This window comes from Corynebacterium sp. HMSC11D10 (assembly GCF_001806995.1).
GTDB lineage: Bacteria > Actinomycetota > Actinomycetes > Mycobacteriales > Mycobacteriaceae > Corynebacterium > Corynebacterium coyleae.
In genome coordinates, this window is the sequence record NZ_KV787028.1 from 164,050 (window position 1) to 183,318 (window position 19,269).

15 protein-coding genes and 1 pseudogene are annotated in these 19,269 nt (G+C 61.3%); 6 read left to right on the top strand and 10 right to left on the bottom strand.

Features of this window, described 5'->3' with window-relative positions; all coding sequences use genetic code 11:
• Positions 1-39 precede the first annotated feature (39 nt).
• From HMPREF3120_RS02750 to HMPREF3120_RS02765, 4 genes are read left to right on the top strand one after another with little or no spacing between them, the layout of a single operon-like run.
• Positions 40-240, top strand: a complete 201-nt coding sequence (locus tag HMPREF3120_RS02750) for a hypothetical protein (protein WP_070422710.1) — start codon at positions 40-42, stop codon at positions 238-240.
• Positions 240-1,127 (top strand): Asp23/Gls24 family envelope stress response protein, encoded by an 888-nt coding sequence (locus HMPREF3120_RS02755; protein WP_070450619.1) that lies wholly within the window; start codon positions 240-242, stop codon positions 1,125-1,127. The genes HMPREF3120_RS02750 and HMPREF3120_RS02755 overlap by 1 nt, the downstream gene beginning before the upstream one ends.
• Positions 1,111-1,752, top strand: coding sequence for an Asp23/Gls24 family envelope stress response protein (locus tag HMPREF3120_RS02760; RefSeq protein ID WP_070450621.1), 642 nt, complete (start codon positions 1,111-1,113; stop codon positions 1,750-1,752). The genes HMPREF3120_RS02755 and HMPREF3120_RS02760 overlap by 17 nt, the downstream gene beginning before the upstream one ends.
• On the top strand, positions 1,749-2,309 hold the full coding sequence (locus tag HMPREF3120_RS02765) for a hypothetical protein (RefSeq protein WP_070450623.1): 561 nt from the start codon (positions 1,749-1,751) through the stop codon (positions 2,307-2,309). Before HMPREF3120_RS02760 ends, HMPREF3120_RS02765 begins: the two co-directional genes overlap by 4 nt.
• An 18-nt stretch (positions 2,310-2,327) precedes the next feature.
• On the opposite strand, the gene HMPREF3120_RS02770 is transcribed toward HMPREF3120_RS02765, so the two are convergent.
• The 5 genes from HMPREF3120_RS02770 to rpsL all read right to left on the bottom strand — a co-directional run bounded on the left by HMPREF3120_RS02770 (position 2,328) and on the right by rpsL (position 7,785).
• The gene (locus HMPREF3120_RS02770) at positions 2,328-3,023 is read right to left on the bottom strand and encodes a hypothetical protein (RefSeq protein WP_070450625.1); all 696 of its coding nucleotides are present in this window, start codon (positions 3,021-3,023) and stop codon (positions 2,328-2,330) included.
• Positions 3,024-3,127: 104 nt separating this feature from the next.
• The gene (gene tuf, locus HMPREF3120_RS02775) at positions 3,128-4,318 is read right to left on the bottom strand and encodes an elongation factor Tu (RefSeq protein ID WP_070422705.1); all 1,191 of its coding nucleotides are present in this window, start codon (positions 4,316-4,318) and stop codon (positions 3,128-3,130) included.
• Between the two features lie 305 nt (positions 4,319-4,623).
• Positions 4,624-6,744, bottom strand: coding sequence for an elongation factor G (fusA, locus tag HMPREF3120_RS02780; RefSeq protein WP_070422704.1), 2,121 nt, complete (start codon positions 6,742-6,744; stop codon positions 4,624-4,626).
• 198 nt (positions 6,745-6,942) lie between these two features.
• Positions 6,943-7,410, bottom strand: a complete 468-nt coding sequence (gene rpsG / locus HMPREF3120_RS02785) for a 30S ribosomal protein S7 (RefSeq protein ID WP_070422703.1) — start codon at positions 7,408-7,410, stop codon at positions 6,943-6,945.
• A 3-nt stretch (positions 7,411-7,413) separates the two neighbouring features.
• Positions 7,414-7,785, bottom strand: a complete 372-nt coding sequence (gene rpsL, locus HMPREF3120_RS02790) for a 30S ribosomal protein S12 (protein ID WP_070422702.1) — start codon at positions 7,783-7,785, stop codon at positions 7,414-7,416.
• Between the two features lie 211 nt (positions 7,786-7,996).
• Between rpsL and HMPREF3120_RS02795 the strand changes: the two genes are divergently transcribed.
• Positions 7,997-8,626 carry a DUF1707 SHOCT-like domain-containing protein gene (locus tag HMPREF3120_RS02795; RefSeq protein ID WP_070450627.1) on the top strand — a complete coding sequence of 210 codons (630 nt, stop codon included), beginning with the start codon at positions 7,997-7,999 and terminating at the stop codon, positions 8,624-8,626.
• 89 nt (positions 8,627-8,715) lie between these two features.
• On the opposite strand, the gene HMPREF3120_RS02800 is transcribed toward HMPREF3120_RS02795, so the two are convergent.
• The 5 genes from HMPREF3120_RS02800 to rplJ form a co-directional block, all read right to left on the bottom strand.
• On the bottom strand, positions 8,716-12,714 hold the full coding sequence (locus HMPREF3120_RS02800; protein WP_070450630.1) for a DNA-directed RNA polymerase subunit beta': 3,999 nt from the start codon (positions 12,712-12,714) through the stop codon (positions 8,716-8,718).
• Between the two features lie 86 nt (positions 12,715-12,800).
• The gene (locus HMPREF3120_RS02805) at positions 12,801-16,298 is read right to left on the bottom strand and encodes a DNA-directed RNA polymerase subunit beta (RefSeq protein WP_070450631.1); all 3,498 of its coding nucleotides are present in this window, start codon (positions 16,296-16,298) and stop codon (positions 12,801-12,803) included.
• A 334-nt stretch (positions 16,299-16,632) separates the two neighbouring features.
• Positions 16,633-17,547, bottom strand: a complete 915-nt coding sequence (locus tag HMPREF3120_RS02810) for a cell envelope lipid trafficking protein PgfA (protein ID WP_070450633.1) — start codon at positions 17,545-17,547, stop codon at positions 16,633-16,635.
• Between the two features lie 90 nt (positions 17,548-17,637).
• On the bottom strand, positions 17,638-18,024 hold the full coding sequence (gene rplL / locus HMPREF3120_RS02815) for a 50S ribosomal protein L7/L12 (RefSeq protein WP_070422697.1): 387 nt from the start codon (positions 18,022-18,024) through the stop codon (positions 17,638-17,640).
• A 52-nt stretch (positions 18,025-18,076) separates the two neighbouring features.
• Positions 18,077-18,598, bottom strand: a complete 522-nt coding sequence (rplJ, locus tag HMPREF3120_RS02820) for a 50S ribosomal protein L10 (protein ID WP_070422696.1) — start codon at positions 18,596-18,598, stop codon at positions 18,077-18,079.
• Positions 18,599-18,956: 358 nt separating this feature from the next.
• Between rplJ and HMPREF3120_RS02825 the strand changes: the two are divergent.
• Positions 18,957-19,269 (top strand): annotated as a pseudogene (locus tag HMPREF3120_RS02825) (HNH endonuclease); the annotation flags it as partial.

Genomic DNA, 19,269 nt, shown 5'->3' on the forward strand with positions numbered 1-19,269 from the left:
CCCCGCACCTCACACAACAACCCGAAACGTGGTTTAACAATGAATCTCTTTGCCAACAAGGCACTGACCGGCGTCATCATCGGCGTCATCGTTGCCTTCTTCGTCACATTCGGTGGCTGGGCCGGCCTACTCTGGCTGCTGCTGTTTACCATCCTCGGCGGCGTAGTAGGCGCCCAACTCGACGGCCGCCTCGACCTAGCTAGCATCATCGGCAACGGAACCGGCCGGAGCAATAGCTGATGGACACTTCCTTCTACCACGTCAGCGAACGCACCATCGAGCGCGTGGCGGAAGTGGCGGCCTCAACAGTGCCGGGATCCCGCAACATCGACGCGAAATTGGCGGGCCTGGCGGGCCGCAGCCTTCCGCGCATCGAGGCACACATCGACCGCACGACGGGCCTTGTCGCCATCGATGCCGAGATTGCCACGTCCTACCCCGCGCCCGTCGCGGCGATTACGGACGCTGTGCGCGCCACCATCATCGCCCACATCCGCACCCTCGCAGGGATGGATGTCTCCCGCGTCAACGTCACCGTTGCCAACGTCGAATCGCTCGACGATGGTTCCCGCGTGACCTGGGACGATGTTGCGACCCACGATGCTTTCATCATCCCAGAGCCCATCCAGGTTTCTCCCACCGAGATCACGCACCCCGTGACCAACGAGCGCGAGGAACTGGCGCCGATCGAAGCGCGATCGCTTGTCGACGACATGCGTGCCGTCACCACACCAACTCCCCCAAGCGTGCGAACCCCGAAACCGCCCAAACCGGTCACCGTTTCTGGCGTTGACGTGCCCGAGCCACTCGAGCCGTTCGCCCCAGAGACGCCCATGCCCGTGGCTCTGCGCGCCCCGTCGCTGCCAGCGTTGCAGCCCCTCGCCCCGATCGCTGTCAAGGCGTTCGGGCACATGCGGCCGGTTGAGGTGCCGTGGCAGCGACCGTTGCGCGATATCACCGTAGATAGGCAGCCGCTCAAGCCGGTGACAATCCAGCCCAGTGCGCGCCCAACAAGCCCGCGCGGCCCGGCTCCGAAGCCCGTGGTCATCCCACAGGCCCCACAGCCGAAGCCACTTCAGCAGATCACGATAGAACCGGTGGTGAAGTACTATGACCGAACCAACTAGCGCCCGCCCAGTCGGGCCACACCCCGGCGACGAACCGCTAGGCACCCCTGCATCGCGCTGGATCGCAGTCCTCATCAGCCTGCTCCTCATCGCTTTAGCGGGTGTCGGCGCGCGTGACCTCTGGTACTACACCTACGAGTCGGAATCACCCGAGCAGTCCTGGTTTGGTCGCGCGTTTGAGTTCCTCGGCTCGTTCACCACAGAGATCCCCGCCGTCATCATTGCGTGCCTGCTGGCCTTGGTCGGCCTTGTGCTCATCGTGGTTGCGCTCAAACCCCGCCCGCACCGGTTTGTCCGAGTGAACTCCCCAGTGTCTATCTGGACCCGTCCCGTCGATGTGGCACGAAAGTCCACCAACACGGTTCACAGCGACCTCGGTGGAGAGCAAGTACGCTCCAAGGCGACCCGCAAGTCGGTCAAGGTACAGGTTGTCGACGACGGCTCCGGCCCCGCAATGCAAGAACGCATCACGCGATCGCTCAACAGCGAGCTCAAGAGCCTCGCCGCGCCTCCTGCGGTGTCCGTGAAGGTGTTGCCTAAGGAAACGCCTCAGGCACAAGTCGCCACCACGACGCAGTCGACGCCCGAAGTGTCCGACGTCCGTCCCCCGGAGGTGCACCGATGACCAAAGCATTGAGCTTCTTCAACCGTCTGGTCACGTTCCTGCTCGGCCTGTTGATGGTCGTTGTGGCCCTATTCCCCATTGCGGAGTACTGGGAAATCCCGTACCTGAGCGTTTTCCTCCGCGACATCGACCGCAGCCGCGTGACGTACCTCGCCTACGAGGACTGGTATACCAAGGCGCTTATCGCCGCCGCTATTGTCCTGGCCGTGTTGGGATTGTGGATCTTGCTTGCAAATCTACGCTCCCGCGCGTTCTCCAACGGCAACATCGTGCCAGCCGATGCCGCGCACGGTGACACGGTAATCAACGTTCAGCGCGTCGCCGAGGCAGCCTGCAACACCATCCAGCGTCTCGACGAAGTCCAACGCGCCGACAGCCGCGTCGCTATGGTCGGCCAACGCCCGACCGTCACGTTCACCGTCACCGCGAACCCGAACTACCCGTTGGAAAGCGCCATCCGCGCTATCGAGGCCGCAGACGACGATTTCCGGCTCGCAAGCCACACCATGGACATCGATACCGTATGGAAGCTGCAATTCGATAGGATCTCCGCCTAAACGCGGCTTCGCGGCTGTCTAGGCTTCCTCCTGAACTTCCAGCGGCAACACCGCGGTAACTCGCCCCAGCACCACCGGCTCCCCACCGGAGGCTGGGGCGATTGTCATGTCCGCCCCCGCCTCGCATTGAAGAATGCGTGCCCAGGCGAAGGTATCCACGTCAACATCACGACGCGCCTGTACCCAACGACGGATCCGGCTGCCGACCACAGCCCTTGCGCCATCTTCCAGCGCCACCAACCACCGGTTCGCTCCTACGCTATCTTGCAGCAATCCCGCCAACGAGCGACTCTCCCCCGGCGTAAAAAGCTTCAAATGACGGACAATCCCCAGCCGATGTTCCACCCCCTCCACATCAGTTAACACGAGCGGTAACCCCGGACCGGTACGTCGCATCGACGCATACCGCCACACCGACGGCATTCGCCCTGGGTGCGCCGCGCTTCGCACCACCACATTTCCGTCCACCAAGGTAACCTGCAGGTGCGGTTCGACGATGGTGAAGGTAATGGGGGCGGAGGTGTTGTCGACAAGCGAAGGATGCTCCTGAGAGAGCTGCTGAAGAACTGCGAGCGCCTCTGCGTCAGTTGAGTCCCACCCCAGCCCACGATTGCCCAATACCCCAAATAATTGGCCGAGGCTCAAATCTGGTTGCCCCTCCCAAACCTCTTGAAGCGCGGCCAGAATCTTCGGGATACGTGTTGGGTCCTGCACACCTCAGACCATAAACCCCCCTCAGGGCATGCAAAAGGCCGCCCCTCCCAAACGGGAGAGGCGGCCTTGGCGTTTATCCGACGGTTACGTCAGATCGACTCGAATTAGTCGAGGATCTTGGTAACGCGGCCAGCGCCGACGGTGCGGGAGCCCTCGCGGATAGCGAAGCGCAGGCCCTCGTCCATAGCGACCGGCTGGATGAGCTCGACGGTCATGTCGACGTTGTCGCCCGGCATAACCATCTCGGTGCCCTCCGGCAGCTTCACAACACCGGTCACGTCGGTGGTGCGGAAGTAGAACTGCGGACGGTAGTTGTCGAAGAACGGGGTGTGACGGCCGCCCTCGTCCTTGGACAGCACGTAGACGGAGCCCTCGAACTTGGTGTGCGGGGTGTAAGCGCCCGGCTTGATGATGACCTGGCCGCGCTCGACGTCCTCGCGCTTCAGACCACGCAGCAGCAGTGCAGCGTTGTCGCCAGCCTCAGCGGTGTCGAGAAGCTTGTTGAACATCTCGATGGAGGTGACGGTGGTCTTCTGGGACTTCTCGCGGATACCGATGATCTCGACCTCGTCGTTGAGGTTGAGGACGCCACGCTCCACACGACCGGTAACCACGGTGCCGCGGCCGGAAATGGTGAAGATGTCCTCGATCGGCATCAGGAACGGCTTGTCGGTCTCGCGCTCCGGATCCGGGATGGAGTCGTCGCAAGCCTGCATGAGGTCAACGATGGACTGAACCCACTTCTCATCGCCCTCAAGAGCCTTCAGAGCGGAGATGTGGACGATCGGTGCTTCCTCGTCGTAGTCCTGCTCAGCCAGCAGCTCGCGAACCTCCATCTCGACGAGCTCGATGATCTCTTCGTCGTCGACCATGTCGCACTTGTTCAGTGCAACGAGGATGTACGGAACGCCAACCTGGCGAGCGAGCAGAACGTGCTCACGGGTCTGCGGCATCGGGCCGTCGGTAGCAGCAACCACGAGGATTGCGCCGTCCATCTGAGCAGCGCCGGTAATCATGTTCTTGATGTAGTCGGCGTGGCCCGGGGCGTCGACGTGTGCGTAGTGACGCTTCGGGGTGTTGTACTCCACGTGGGAGATGTTGATGGTAATGCCGCGCTCGCGCTCCTCCGGAGCCTTATCGATCATCGCGTAGTCGAAGGCCTTGTTCTCCTCCGGGTACTGGTCTGCCAGTACCTTGGTGATCGCAGCGGTGGTGGTGGTCTTGCCGTGGTCGACGTGACCAATGGTGCCGATGTTCACGTGCGGCTTAGTGCGCTCGAACTTTTCCTTTGCCACTGATTGTCCTCCTGGACTTCATGGTGGCTACGACCTTCGCAGCCACGTGGTTTGCTTACGCCCAACCGCTACAGCCCAAAACGGATATAGCGACGGGAGCCATTTCACAATGTGCCAGTTACAAGATCCTAGGTTCAAAAAGGCCGTTTTTCAAACTGGCCGATCCGATTCCCCGGACCAACCTAGAGGGTAACGGCCGGCTCAGACAACGCCCGTTGTTGCGTTGCCTCAGCGCGACCGCTACCCCGCTAGGGGTTCTCCCTTATACGCCAGCTGCTGGCACGCAGCTGGCGGGAGAAGGCGGCTTAGTTGCCGTTGCGCTTCTCGATGATCTCCTGCGCGACGCTCTGCGGAACCTCAGCGTAGGAGTCGAACACCATGGTGAAGTTTGCACGGCCAGCGGTCGAGGAACGCAGGTCGCCGATGTAGCCGAACATCTCGGACAGCGGCACCTTCGCACGGACGACCTTTGCGCCGGAGCGATCTTCCATGGCGTAGACCTGGCCACGGCGGGAGCTGATGTCACCGTTAACGGTGCCCATGTACTCCTCCGGGGTTACGACCTCAACAGCCATGACCGGCTCAAGCAGAACCGGCTTCGCCTTAGCAACAGCTTCCTTGAGGACCTGGGAGCCAGCGATCTTAAACGCCATTTCCGAAGAGTCGACGTCGTGGTAAGCGCCGTCCTCGAGGGTGGCCTTGATGTTCACCAGCGGGTAGCCAGCGAGGTAGCCGTACTGCATTGCGTCCTGGATACCAGCGTCGACGGACGGGATGTATTCCTTCGGCACACGACCACCGGTGACGGCGTTCTCGAACTTGTAGGTTGCGGACTCGCCCTCTTCCAGGGTCTCCGGATCCGGGTTGTACGGCTCGATGGTGACGATGACCTTTGCGAACTGGCCCGAACCACCGGTCTGCTTCTTGTGGGTGAAGTCGAGGGACTCGACCTTCTTGCGAATGGTCTCGCGGTAAGCAACCTGCGGGGAACCGATGTTTGCCTCAACCTTGAACTCGCGCTTCATGCGGTCCACCAGCACGTCGAGGTGGAGCTCGCCCATGCCGCCGATGACGGTCTGGCCGGTCTCTTCGTCGAGCTGGACGGTGAAGGTCGGGTCCTCTTCAGCAAGCTTCTGAATAGCGGTACCGAGCTTCTCCTGGTCAGCCTTGGTCTTCGGCTCGATGGCCACCTGGATAACCGGGTCCGGGAAGTCCATAGACTCGAGGATGATCGGGTGATCCGGGTTGCACAGCGTGTCGCCGGTCGTAGTTTCCTTCAGGCCGATGAACGCGTAGATGTTGCCGGCGTCTGCGTGCTCGACCGGGTTCTCCTTGTTCGCGTGCATCTGGAAGAGCTTGCCCACGCGCTCCTTCTTGGACTTCGTGGAGTTGAGCATCTGCTCGCCCGGAATAGCCTGGCCGGAGTAGACGCGCACGTAGGTGAGCTTGCCGAAGAACGGGTGCACGGCGATCTTGAAGGCCAGTGCGGAGAACGGCTCTTCGACGGACGGCTTACGGAAGAGTTCCTCGGAGCCGTCGACGGAGGTGCCACGCACCTCGCCGATGTCCAGCGGGCTCGGCAGGTAGTCAACAACAGCGTCGAGGATCGGCTCGATGCCCTTGTTGCGGTATGCGGTACCGCAGAACACCGGGTAGATCTCGGAGTTCACGGTGAGCTTGCGGATGGCGCCCTTGATTTCCTCGATGGTGAGTTCTTCGCCACCGAAGTACTTCTCCATGAGCTCTTCGTCGGACTCAGCAACGGTCTCGAGAAGCTTCTCGCGGTACTCTTCTGCGAGCTCCTTGAGGTCCTCCGGGATCTCGGTGATCTGAGGCGGCGTGCCGGTCTCAACCTTGCCCGGCCACTGCAGAGCCTTCATCTCGAGCAGATCGACGACGCCGTCGAAGTCGTCCTCAGCGCCGATCGGAATCTGCATTACCAACGGCTTAGCGCCGAGGCGGTCGACAATGGTGCCGACGGTGTAGAAGAAGTCTGCACCCAGCTTGTCCATCTTGTTGACGAAGCAGATACGCGGTACGTCGTACTTCGCAGCCTGACGCCACACCTGCTCGGACTGCGGCTCAACGCCTTCCTTGCCGTCGAACACGGCGACAGCACCATCGAGCACGCGCAGGGAGCGCTCCACCTCAACGGTGAAGTCCACGTGACCCGGGGTGTCAATGATGTTGATCTGGTTGTTGTTCCAGAAACAGGTCACAGCTGCGGACGTAATGGTGATGCCGCGCTCTTTCTCCTGATCCATCCAGTCGGTGGTTGCGCCACCGTCGTGGGTTTCGCCGACCTTGCGGTTGATGCCCGTGTAGAACAGGATGCGCTCGGTGGTGGTGGTCTTACCGGCGTCAATGTGGGCCATGATGCCGATGTTGCGGACCTTGTGCAGGTCCTTAAGCACTTCTTGTGCCACGTTTGTTACCCCAACTTAATGTCGTCGACGCGGTGAAGCGTCTTTGTCGGTTAGTTGTCGTTAGTCAATTCTGCCACTTTGTTGCTCAAATGGCAGCGCGAGCTTGTGCTTATCGACGAAAACCCCGAAAACGCGGGCCCCACGAGGGGACACATATGCAGTTTCGGGGTTTGCCGACGATCATCTCGCTTCCAGCTCTTACCAGCGGTAGTGGGCGAAGGCGCGGTTGGCCTCTGCCATCTTGTGGACATCCTCGCGACGCTTCACGGATGCGCCGAGACCGTTGGAAGCATCCAGGATCTCGTTGGCGAGACGCTCGATCATCGAGTTCTCACGACGCTGGCGGGTAAAGGTGACCAGCCAACGCAGGGCGAGAGTGGTGGAGCGCTCCGGCTTGACGTCAACCGGGACCTGGTAGGTTGCGCCACCAACACGGCGGGAGCGAACCTCGAGGTCCGGGCGAACGTTGCCGATAGCCTTTTCCAGGGTGCCCACCGGATCGGTGCCGGTCTTCTCGCGGCAGATCTCGAGTGCGCCGTAGACGATGCGCTCGGCGGTGGACTTCTTGCCGTCCTGCAGGATCTTGTTCACAAGCTGGGTGACCAGCTCGGACTCGTATACCGGATCCTTAACGATGGGACGCTTCGGTGCTTGCTGCTTACGCATTGATTACTGTCCCTTCTTCGCGCCGTAGCGGGAACGTGCCTGCTTACGGTCCTTCACTGCCTGGGTATCGAGGGCGCCACGAACGATCTTGTAGCGCACACCCGGGAGGTCCTTCACACGGCCGCCGCGCACGAGCACCATGGAGTGCTCCTGCAGGTTGTGGCCCTCGCCCGGAATGTAAGCGGAGACCTCGACACCGGAGGTCAGGCGCACACGGGCGACCTTACGCAGTGCAGAGTTCGGCTTCTTCGGGGTGGTGGTGTACACGCGGGTGCACACGCCGCGGCGCTGCGGAGAGCCCTTCAGCGCAGCAGTAGCCACCTTCGCGCTCTTGGAGTGGCGGCCCTTGCGGACCAGCTGCTGAATAGTAGGCATTCAAGCCCTTTCTGTTCGCGCGTCCCGCTCACACATGGCCATACATGCAAAAATAGGGGCTCTTCTTCCGGGGCCCTGCCGTTTGCATGAACTACCTAGTGAACGAGTCGCATGGAGTTCGTTTAACTTCGCACCGATTCACACGGGCGAAACCTCAGATAATTTACAACACGCCAAGGCATGACGGCAAATCCGTGCTAGCTTTCGTGGCATGAGCGATGCGAACCTCCCCCGTAAGCGACTGAGCAGCGCGGAACGCGACCGTGCCGCCGCCTTCCTTCACGATGCATTCGTCGATGGACAGCTCTCCGTCAACGAGTTCGACGAGCGCTCTCGCATGCTCTACGAGGCAACCTTTGTCGATGAGCTTCCTGCGCTTATCGACGATCTCTCCCCCGTCACCGCCCAACCCCATCCTCCGGCCCAGCGCCCTTCAGGAGTGAGGAACTACGTCACCGGCGAATCCGGCGGCTCCGGCTTCAGCCTTGCAGTCATGGGAGGCAGCGAGCGAGGCGGCGACTGGTTGGTAGCTCCGACGCACACCTCCTTCACCGTGATGGGCGGAAGCTCAATCGATCTGCGCGAGGCGAGGTTGAGTTCTCACGAGACCGAGATCAACGCATTCGCCATCATGGGTGGCATCGAGATCATCGTGCCAGACGATGTCCGAGTCGTCGATGCAGGAATTGGAATCATGGGTGGTTTCGGGGTGGAAACCCACTCATCGTGCAGGTTTTCTCTCGCTGAGATTCCCGCCGATGCTCCGGTCATCCATGTTCGCGGGCTCGCACTCATGGGTGGCGTAGGAATCGTGCGCGCAGCCCGCGGTGCTCGCATTTAGTATCAGCACAACAAAAAGCCCGGCCTCCCCTCAGCGGGGATGCCGGGCTTTGAAGCAGACCTAGCTAAGCCAGAATGCTGGGGCTGCCTTTAGAGCTCCTCGTAGCCGAACTCTTCCATCGGCACCGAAGCGCCGGTGAATTCGCCGTAGCCTTCGTCGCCGTAGATGGAATCGCCGAAGGTCGGGATGGCGTACGCCGCGGAGCGTGCCGCCTCGGTCGGCTTGACCTGGATGTTGCGGTAGCGGGAGATACCGGTACCAGCCGGGATCAACTTACCGATGATCACGTTCTCCTTCAGGCCGATGAGCTTGTCGGATCGCTTGTTAATCGCAGCGTCCGTGAGCACACGGGTGGTCTCCTGGAAGGACGCGGCCGACAGCCAGGACTCGGTAGCCAGCGATGCCTTGGTGATGCCCATGATCTCGGAGCGCATCTCGGCCGGCTCGCCACCGTCTGCCACAGCAGCGGCGTTGACCTGGCGTGCCTCCGACAGGTCAACGAGCGTGCCCGGAAGGAACTCGGTGGTACCCGAGTCGATCACGGTGCCGCGACGCAGCATCTGGCGGATGATGATCTCGATGTGCTTGTCGTGGATGGACACACCCTGGGTGCGGTACACGGCCTGGACCTCGTCGATAAGGTGCTTCTCCACACCGCGACGGCCGAGAACCTCGAGCACGTCGTGCGGGTCAGCAGCACCGCGAAGCAGGCGCTCGCCCACCTCGACGTGGTCACCCTCGCGCAGGCCACGCTCGATCATGGCGTCCGGGTTGGACTCCATCGGGCGGCGAACCTGGGCCAGGCCCTGGCGCTTGGACAGCTTCTCGTAGACCACCACGTCGGAACCGTCATCCGGGTGGATGGTCAGGGTCCAGAAGTTGCCTTCGTCCTCGAGCGAGATCGTGCCGGCCACGGAAGCGATCGGGGCGCGGTTCTTCGGAACGCGGGCCTCGAAGAGCTCCTGGACACGCGGCAGACCACCGGTAATGTCGCCACCGACACCACCCTGGTGGAAGGTACGCATGGTCAGCTGAGTACCCGGCTCACCAATGGACTGTGCAGCCACGATGCCGACGGCTTCGCCGATGTCGACGAGGTGACCGGAGGCCATGGACTTGCCGTAGCACTTCGCGCAGACACCGGTCGGGGTCTGGCAGGTCAGCACGGAGCGAACCTTGACCTCGGTGATGCCGGCGGCCACGAGGTCGTCGATACGCTGCTCGCTCAACTCGGTACCAGCCTCGGCGATGACCTTGCCATCAGCGTCGGTGGCATCCGCAGCCAGAACACGGCCGGAGACAGAGGTCTCGACCAGGTCGTGGCGGTGGAAAACGCCAGCGTTTTCCACGGCAACAGGAACCTTGACGCCCTGACGGGTGCCACAGTCCTCCTCGCGGACGATGACGTCCTGCGCCACGTCCACCAGACGACGGGTGAGGTAGCCCGAGTCAGCGGTACGCAGAGCGGTATCGGCAAGACCCTTACGGGAACCGTGGGAGTTGTTGAAGTACTCCATCACGGACAGGCCTTCGCGGAAAGAGGTCTTGATCGGGCGCGTGATGTACTCACCACGCGAGTTCACGACCATGCCCTTCATGCCGGCCAGGGTCCAGATCTGACGCATGTTACCTGCAGCACCGGACTTCACGATCATCGGAATCGGGTTGTCGTCCGGGTACAGGTCCTCCACGGCCTGACCAACCTTGTTGGTGGCATCCTGCCACAGCTCGACCAGACGGTCGTAACGGTTTTCCTCCGTAAGCGCACCCTTCTCCCAGAACTTGCGCTCGATGGCCTCGGCTTCCTTCTCGTACTGCTCGAGGACTTCGTTCTTGTTCGGGAGAATCAGCACGTCGGACATGGAGATGGTGACGCCGGAACGGGTGGACCAGTAGAAGCCAGCGTCCTTCATCTTGTCCAGCACCTGAGCGACGGTGATCATCGGGTACTGCTCAACCATGGACTGGATGATGTCGCCGAGCAGCACCTTGCCGCCGCCACCGCCCTTACGGACCATGGCGCCTTCCTGGTACGGGAAGTTAAACGGCATGAGCTCGTTGAACATGATGCGACCAAGGGTGGTCTCCATCATCCACGGCTGACCCTTCGTCCAACCATCCGGGAACTGCTCTGCCTCGATCTCCTCCGTCGGACGCAGGTGATCGATGCGCACCTTGATCGGTGCCTGCAGGCCAAGCACGCCCAGGTCGTAAGCCATGATGGCCTCACGGTAGGACGAGTAGACGCCGCGCTCCGGACCGTTTTCGTCGGCAGGTGCATATGCGCCCTCGCCGCCGATTTCCTGCGGGCCCTTGAGCATGGTCAGGAAGTACAGGCCGGTCACCATGTCCAGGCGCGGCATTGCCAGCGGCTTGCCGGATGCCGGGGACAGGATGTTGTTGGAGGACAGCATCAGGATGCGGGCCTCAGCCTGCGCCTCTGCGGACAGCGGCAGGTGGACTGCCATCTGGTCGCCGTCGAAGTCGGCGTTGAATGCTTCACAGGCCAGCGGGTGCAGCTGAATTGCCTTACCCTCGACCAGCTTCGGCTCGAACGCCTGGATACCCAGACGGTGCAGGGTCGGCGCACGGTTGAGCAGCACTGGGTGCTCGGAAATCGCCTCTTCGAGGACGTCCCACACCTCAGGGCGCTGACGCTCCACCATGCGCTTGGCGGACTTGATGTTCTGCGCGTAGTCATTATCGACGAGGCGCTTCATCACGAACGGCTTAAACAGCTCGAGCGCCATACGCTTCGGCAGACCACACTCGTGCAGCTTCAGCTGCGGGCCGACGATAATCACGGAACGGCCGGAGTAGTCCACACGCTTACCCAGCAGGTTCTGGCGGAAGCGGCCCTGCTTGCCCTTGAGCAGATCAGACAGGGACTTCAGCGGACGGGTGCCCGGGCCGGTGACCGGACGGCCACGACGACCGTTGTCGAACAGGGCGTCAACGGACTCCTGCAGCATGCGCTTCTCGTTGTTCACGATGATCTCTGGTGCGCCCAGGTCGATCATGCGCTTCAAACGGTTGTTGCGGTTGATCACGCGGCGGTACAGGTCGTTCAGGTCGGAGGTGGCAAAACGGCCACCGTCGAGCTGGACCATCGGACGGAGCTCCGGCGGGATCACCGGGATGGCGTCGAGGATCATGCCGGCCGGGTCGTTGCCCGAGCGCTGGAACGCAGCGACAACGCGCAGACGTTTCAGGGCGCGGACCTTCTTCTGGCCCTTGCCCTCGGCGATGATGCCGCGCAGCTCCTCAGCCTCGGCGTCGAGGTCGAAGTTGCGGATCAGGGTCTGGATTGCCTCGGCGCCCATGCCGCCGGTGAAGTAATCCTCGTAACGGTCGACGAGTTCCTCGTAGAGGTTTTCGTCGATAATCATCTGCTTCGGAGCGAGCTTCTGGAAGGTGGTCCAGATCTCGTCGAGGCGCTCAACCTCGCGCTCGCCAGCCTCGCGCAGGTGCTGCATTTCCTTATCGGCAGCGTTCTGCACCTTCTTGCGGGCAGCAGCAGTCGCACCGGAAGCCTCGAGCTCAGCGAGGTCCTCCTCCAACTTCTGCGCACGGTCGGCGATCTCGGAGTTGGTGTCGTCCTCGACATCCTTCTTCTCCATCAACATCTCCGCCTCGAGGGTGGACATGTCGTTGTGTCGAGCCTCGTCATCAACCGAGGTGATGATGTTCGCCGCGAAGTAAATGATGCGCTCAAGATCCTTCGGCGCCAGGTCGAGCAGGTAGCCCAGACGCGACGGCACACCCTTGAAGTACCAGATGTGCGTCACCGGAGCAGCCAGCTCAATGTGGCCCATCCGCTCACGGCGCACCTTGGACTTGGTCACCTCGACGCCGCAGCGCTCGCAGATGATGCCCTTGTAGCGGACACGCTTGTACTTACCGCAGGCACACTCCCAGTCGCGGGTCGGACCGAAGATGCGCTCGCAGAACAGGCCGTCCTTTTCCGGCTTGAGCGTGCGGTAGTTAATGGTTTCAGGCTTCTTCACCTCGCCGTGGGACCAACGGCGAATGTCGTCGGCGGTGGCCAGGCCGATGCGAAGCTCATCGAAGAGGTTTACGTCAAACACGTAAAAATTCCTTTTCTTTTAAGTGGTTGGCTATTGCGTTCGTTTGGTCGTCGACAAGCAATTGCTTTACGACGACCACCTGGCGCCTAAGCGGTATCCGCCGCTGCACCCTCATCGCGGGACAGGTTAATGCCGAGCGAGGAGCCAGCCTGATCAAACTCGTCGTCATCGCCGTCGAGCTCCATCGGCGTGCCATCAGTAGAGAGAACCTCCACGTTCAAGCACAGGGACTGCAACTCCTTGAGCAACACCTTGAAAGACTCCGGAATACCCGGATCCGGGATGTTGTCGCCCTTGACAATCGCCTCGTAAACCTTCACACGGCCGACCACGTCATCCGACTTAATGGTCAGCAGCTCCTGCAGCGTGTAGGCAGCGCCGTAAGCCTGCATTGCCCACACCTCCATCTCGCCGAAACGCTGGCCACCGAACTGAGCCTTACCGCCCAGCGGCTGCTGCGTAATCATCGAGTACGGACCAGTGGAACGAGCGTGAATCTTCTCGTCCACCAGGTGGTGCAGCTTCAGCATGTACATGTAACCGACCGAAATCGGGTACTTGTACGGCTCACCGGAACGGCCGTCGAACAGGACGGTCTTACCGTCGCCGTCCACCATGACGTCGCCGTCGCGGTTCGGCTTGGAGTTAGCAAGCAGGCCTGCGATCTCGTCGTTGGTCGCACCGTCGAACACCGGGGTTGCGGTCAGCGACTCCGGCGGAACGTCATACAGGTGCTCCGGCAGGGTCTCCAGCAACTTAGCGTTCGCCGGATCGTCCGGGTTCACCGTCCAGCCGGCCTTCGCCAGCCAGCCCAAGTGGACCTCGAGCACCTGGCCGATGTTCATACGACGCGGCACACCGTGGGTGTTCAGAATGATGTCCACCGGGGTGCCGTCAGCCATGAACGGCATGTCTTCCTGAGGCAGGATCTTGCCCACGACACCCTTGTTGCCGTGGCGGCCAGCCATCTTGTCGCCGTCCTGGATCTTGCGCTTCTGAGCCACGTACACGCGGATCATCTCGTTCACGCCCGGGGACAGATCGTCGTCGTCCTCACGGGAGAAGCGACGCACAGCAATGACCTTGCCCTGCTCACCGTGGGGCACCTTCAGGGAGGTGTCGCGGACCTCGCGGGCCTTCTCGCCGAAGATGGCGCGCAGCAGGCGCTCCTCCGGGGTCAGCTCGGTCTCGCCCTTCGGGGTGACTTTACCGACAAGGATGTCGCCGTCACGCACGTCCGCACCGATACGGATGATGCCGCGCTCGTCCAGATCCTTCAGCACGTCCTCGGACACGTTCGGGATCTCACGAGTGATCTCCTCGGCACCAAGCTTGGTGTCGCGGGCATCAATCTCGTGCTCCTCGATGTGCACGGAGGTGAGGATGTCCTCCTCGACCACGCGCTGGTTGAGGATGATGGCGTCCTCGTAGTTGTGGCCTTCCCACGGCATGAACGCAACCAGCAGGTTACGGCCGAGAGCCATCTCGCCGTCCTTGGTGCCCGGGCCGTCAGCGATAACCTGACCAGCCTCGACGCGGTCGCCCGCGTTCACGATCGGGGTCTGGTTGTAGCAGGTGCCCTGGTTCGTACGCTCGAAGGTGCGCAGCATGTAGGTGTCGCGGCCACCCTCATCATCCATGACGGTGATGTAGTCGCCCGTGACGTTCTCAATCACGCCGGCCTTCTTGGAAATGACGGTATCGCCGGCGTCGTACGCAGCACGCTGCTCCATACCAGTAGCCACGTATGCGGACTCGGCGCGCAGCAGCGGCACAGCCTGCTTCTGCATGTTCGCACCCATGAGGGCACGGTTTGCATCGTCGTGCTCGAGGAACGGAATCATCGCCGTAGCCACGGACACCATCTGACGCGGGGAAATATCCAGGTAGTCAACGCCCTTCGGGCCGACGACGCCAATGTCGCCGTCCTTGAGGCGGACCTCGATACGCTCACCGGTGAGGTTGCCGTCCTTATCCATCGGGGTGGCCGCCTGCGCAATGGCGTAGCGGTCCTCCTCGTCGGCGGTGAGGTAATCAATCTGGTCGGTCAGCTTGCCGTCTTCGACCTTCTGGTACGGCGTCTCAATGAAACCGAACGGGTTGACGCGCGCGTACGAGGACAGCGCACCAATCAGACCAATGTTCGGGCCTTCCGGGGTCTCAATCGGGCACATACGGCCGTAGTGCGACGGGTGCACGTCTCGCACCTCGATGCCGGCGCGCTCACGCGACAGACCACCCGGACCAAGCGCAGACAGACGACGCTTGTGGGTCAGGCCAGACAGAGAGTTGTTCTGGTCCATGAACTGCGACAGCTGCGAGGTACCGAAGAACTCGCGGATCGCAGCGGAGACCGGACGCACGTTAATCAGCGACGTCGGGGTAATCGACTCCGCATCCTGGGTGGTCATGCGTTCACGCACGACGCGCTCCATACGGGACAGGCCAACGCGTACCTGGTTCTGGATCAGCTCACCCACGGTGCGCAGACGACGATTACCGAAGTGGTCGATGTCGTCGGTGTTGATCGGGATGATCTCACCGGACGGGGAGGTCATCTCCGACTCACCTGCGTGCAGACGCACCAAGTACTCGAGGGTGGTAGCAATGTCCTCTTCGGTCAGCGTCATCAAACCGTCGTGATCGCCGCCGAGACCAAGCTTGCGGTTGACCTTGTAACGGCCCACGCGAGCCAGGTCGTAACGCTTCGCCTTGAAGAACGAGTTCTCCAGCAGGGACTGCGCAAGGTCACGCGTCGGCTGCTCGCCCGGACGCTGCTTGCGGTAAATCTCCAGCAGAGCCTCGTCGGTGTTGTTCACACCGTCGTTTTCCAGGGTGGACATCATGATCTCGGAGAAGCCGAAGCGCTCCGTGATCTGTTCCGTGGTCCAACCCAGAGCCTTCAGCAGGACGGTAACCGGCTGGCGACGCTTACGGTCAATACGCACACCAACGGTGTCACGCTTGTCCACGTCGAACTCGAGCCAAGCGCCGCGAGACGGGATAACCTTCACGGAGTGCAGCGGGCGCTCCGTGGACTTATCAATCGACTCGTCGAAGTACACGCCTGGGGAGCGCACCAGCTGGGAGACAACGACACGCTCGGTGCCGTTGACAATGAAGGTGCCCTTGTCGGTCATCAGCGGAAAATCGCCAATGAACACGGTCTGGGACTTAATCTCCTGCGTGTCGTTGTTAATGAACTCCGCGGTCACATAGAGCGGCGCGGAGTAGTTGATGTCCTTGTCCTTGCACTCGTCGATCGTGTACTTCACGTCTTCGAAGCGCGGCTCGGACAACGTCAGGCTCATGTTGCCCGAGTAGTCCTCGATCGGGGAGAGCTCCTCAAGAATGTCCTCAAGGCCCGAGGTGACGCGTGCATCGTCGCCACGGCTCGCCTGCTCATTCTCACGCCACTCCGACGTACCGACGAGCCACGCGAACGATTCGAGCTGCACATCGAGCAAGCCCGGGACGGTAATGGGCTCGTTAATCTTCGCGAACGAATAACGTTCCGGAGCCCCCGGGATTTCAGCCATATTCATGGTCTGGTCTGAGACTGCCAAGTTGGGTCCTTCCAGCACCTCTGGCGGATGCTCACCGGCCCGCGTCTGGCTTCGCGGTCCAGCGGCATTTCCGCAGGATAAGTTAGCATTTGGTCTGCTTCGGAAGACCCGCCCCCAGAGACAACAAAATCACCTTGTCAAATAGGAAATTCTCATCCGTATGCACAAGGCTTCAATGACGTACTGGAGACGGCTTCCAGCGCAACGAGCAAGCTTATACAAAAGCTAACAAATTGTAAAGGGCCCTATCGGGCACTCCCCCCCCCGCGTTACAACCCTCACGCACCCGTGCCGGCTGGTGCCGTTGTCCAAGTTGCTGGAGGGCAGCCTACCACCCCACCCGCGCGACTCGTCAATTGCGACGCGCCGAAACAACCGAACCAATCAGCCCCACCAGGGCCAACACCGCACCGACACCGGTGACAATCCACCACAACAACGGATTGGCCGCCTTCGGCTGCGCCTGACCAACCCGCTGCACAAGTTCCGTGACCTGCGCCTCGTCCATACGTCCGTCATAGGTCAGCACGTTCTGCACGCCGTTACCCTCGGCGTCGGCATAGTAGTCGTCGACACGCTCGTTGATGCCCACAACAACGCCCGTTTGCTCGTCGACAAGCAACTCGCGCTCCGCCGCATGAGTAAAGAACGTACGTTCACCATCAACCGTCAACGTATTACGCGGATCGGCGTAGCGCTGCGCGATATTCGTCGGAGCGACCGTCTGCTGGTAGCGGTTGACGGTGCGTCCGCCGATCTCTTGCGTATCGACGAACCGCGCCACCGCCGAACCACGCAACACCGGATCAAACACGTCCACGTCCGACGCAGGCGCGGGCGACGGGAATTTCAGCCACACACCATTCACCGCCACCTGAGCAGCAGGCATCGCAAAAATTACCTGCGCCTGCGCCGGCGACAACGCCTCACCCGACACCCGATCCAACTCATACGACCACGTCGTCGCAGACACCAAATTCTCAAAATCCCCCGGCGCCTCACCCGCTCGCACCGAATCCCCCACACGAATAGCCGCCCGCTCATCCCCCGAAGGCTCCATCACCTCCAAATGCAACTGACGCGTCACCGGCGCCGACTCCCCCGCACGCATGCCATCCGGATCCGTAATCGTCCACGTCGCATCCCCCAACGCCAACGGCAACCGCTCCCCTGACAACAACACCCGCGGCGCCAACATCCCAGCAACCACCAGCGCAATACCCACACCAGCAACCAACGCGGCCAAGGAACGGGAAAAACGCAGCATGGTCCGAAATCTTAGCGCAGGACAAGCGAAACCCCCGCCAGCCGGTAAACGTACCGGTGGGCGGGGGTGTCGTCGAAAAGCGAAAGGCTCTTACTTGAGGGTGACCTTTGCGCCAGCCTCCTCGAGCTTAGCCTTAGCAGCCTCAGCGTCGTCCTTGGAAGCGCCTTCCAGGATGGCCTTCGGGGTGCCCTCAACCATTTCCTTAGCGTCCTTCAGGCCCAGGCCCGGAACGAGCTCGCGGACAGCCTTAATGACACCGATCTTCTTGTCGCCAGCGTCCTCGAGGACAACGTCGAACTCGTCCTTCTCCTCAGCAGCCGGAGCATCGCCAGCAGCGCCCGGAGCAGCAGCAACTGCAACCGGAGCAGCAGCGGTCACGTCGAAGACCTCCTCGAATTCCTTCAGGAACTCGGAAAGTTCGATGAGGGTCATTTCCTTGAACTGCTCAATGAGCTCGTCCTTGGTGAGCTTAGCCATGATGGCTTCCTTTCTTTAGGTGGGCGTCTGCAGCCCAGATGTAAAAGTTTGCTTACGCGGCTTCCTGCTTGTCCTGCAGCGCAGCGACAAGACGAGCCGTCTTGGAGGCCGGAGCCTGGAACAGGCCGGCAGCCTTTGCCAGAGAACCCTCGAACGCACCAGCGAGCTTCGCAAGGGTGGTCTCGCGGTTGTCCATCTCAGCCAGAGCGTCGATCTGGGAAGCGTCCAGGACGTTACCGTCCATGAAGCCGCCCTTGATCACGAACGCGTCGTGGTCCTTGTTGAACTTCTTCATCACCTTCGCAGCATCAACAGCCGCGTCGCCCTTGATGAACGCAACAGCGGTCGGGCCGGTGAGAAGATCGTCGAGACCCTCAATGCCCTGCTCATTAGCAGCGATCTTGATGAGAGTGTTCTTGGCGACGTGGTACTCGACATCAAAGCCCATATCGCCGCGCAGCTGCTGGAGCTGGCCGACGGTCAGGCCACGGTACTCAGTCAGCACGATGGAGTCCGCCTCAGCGAACTTCTCCTTCAGAGCTGCAAGTTCCGCAACATTCTTCGGGTTTGCCATGACACACGCCTCCTTCCGATACTTCATGTCCTTCAATCCGCCCAGAGCACCAATGAAAAATGCCCCGTGCAGAAGGCACGGGGCAGACGCAAGTCCAGCCTCGTTTCTCCTGCGTGGGTCGATCCCTGGAATGGGATACCTTCGACTCCCTTACGGAAGTGACCGACGGTCTTCGGTGAAACTTGAGCGCGACCCTTACGGATCGCTCAAACTTCGGTTGGGTATCTTAGCGGGTTTCGCCGCGAGGTCAAATTGCCTGTGGATAAGCCATTGCTTTTCGACTGCTTTTCGACGACCCCACGCCCAGTTATCCACAGGCCAGGTGCACTTTCTCTGTTGACGGTTTAGCGTTTTATGTATGAATTCGTTCGAGGTGTTAGTGCAGGCGATGTCGGCCGCAGCGTTAGAGACGCTGGCCGACTTCGACCTTGATGTTGCACTCGCCTCGGGCTTCGCTCCGGACCGGGCGCGTGCCTGGTCGCGGCTGCGGGATGTGTACTTCGGGCGCACCAAGTTCACGCGCAAACAGAAGACAGCAAGTTCTTTAGCGCGAGGTTTCTCCCTGGACGAGCTGGTGTTGATCGAGCGACGCATCGCACCGGTCAAGGATGCCTCCCAGCGGTGGGCGCTGCGCCTGGCCTTACTTGAGGTCGAAGGTGGCTACCGGGCGA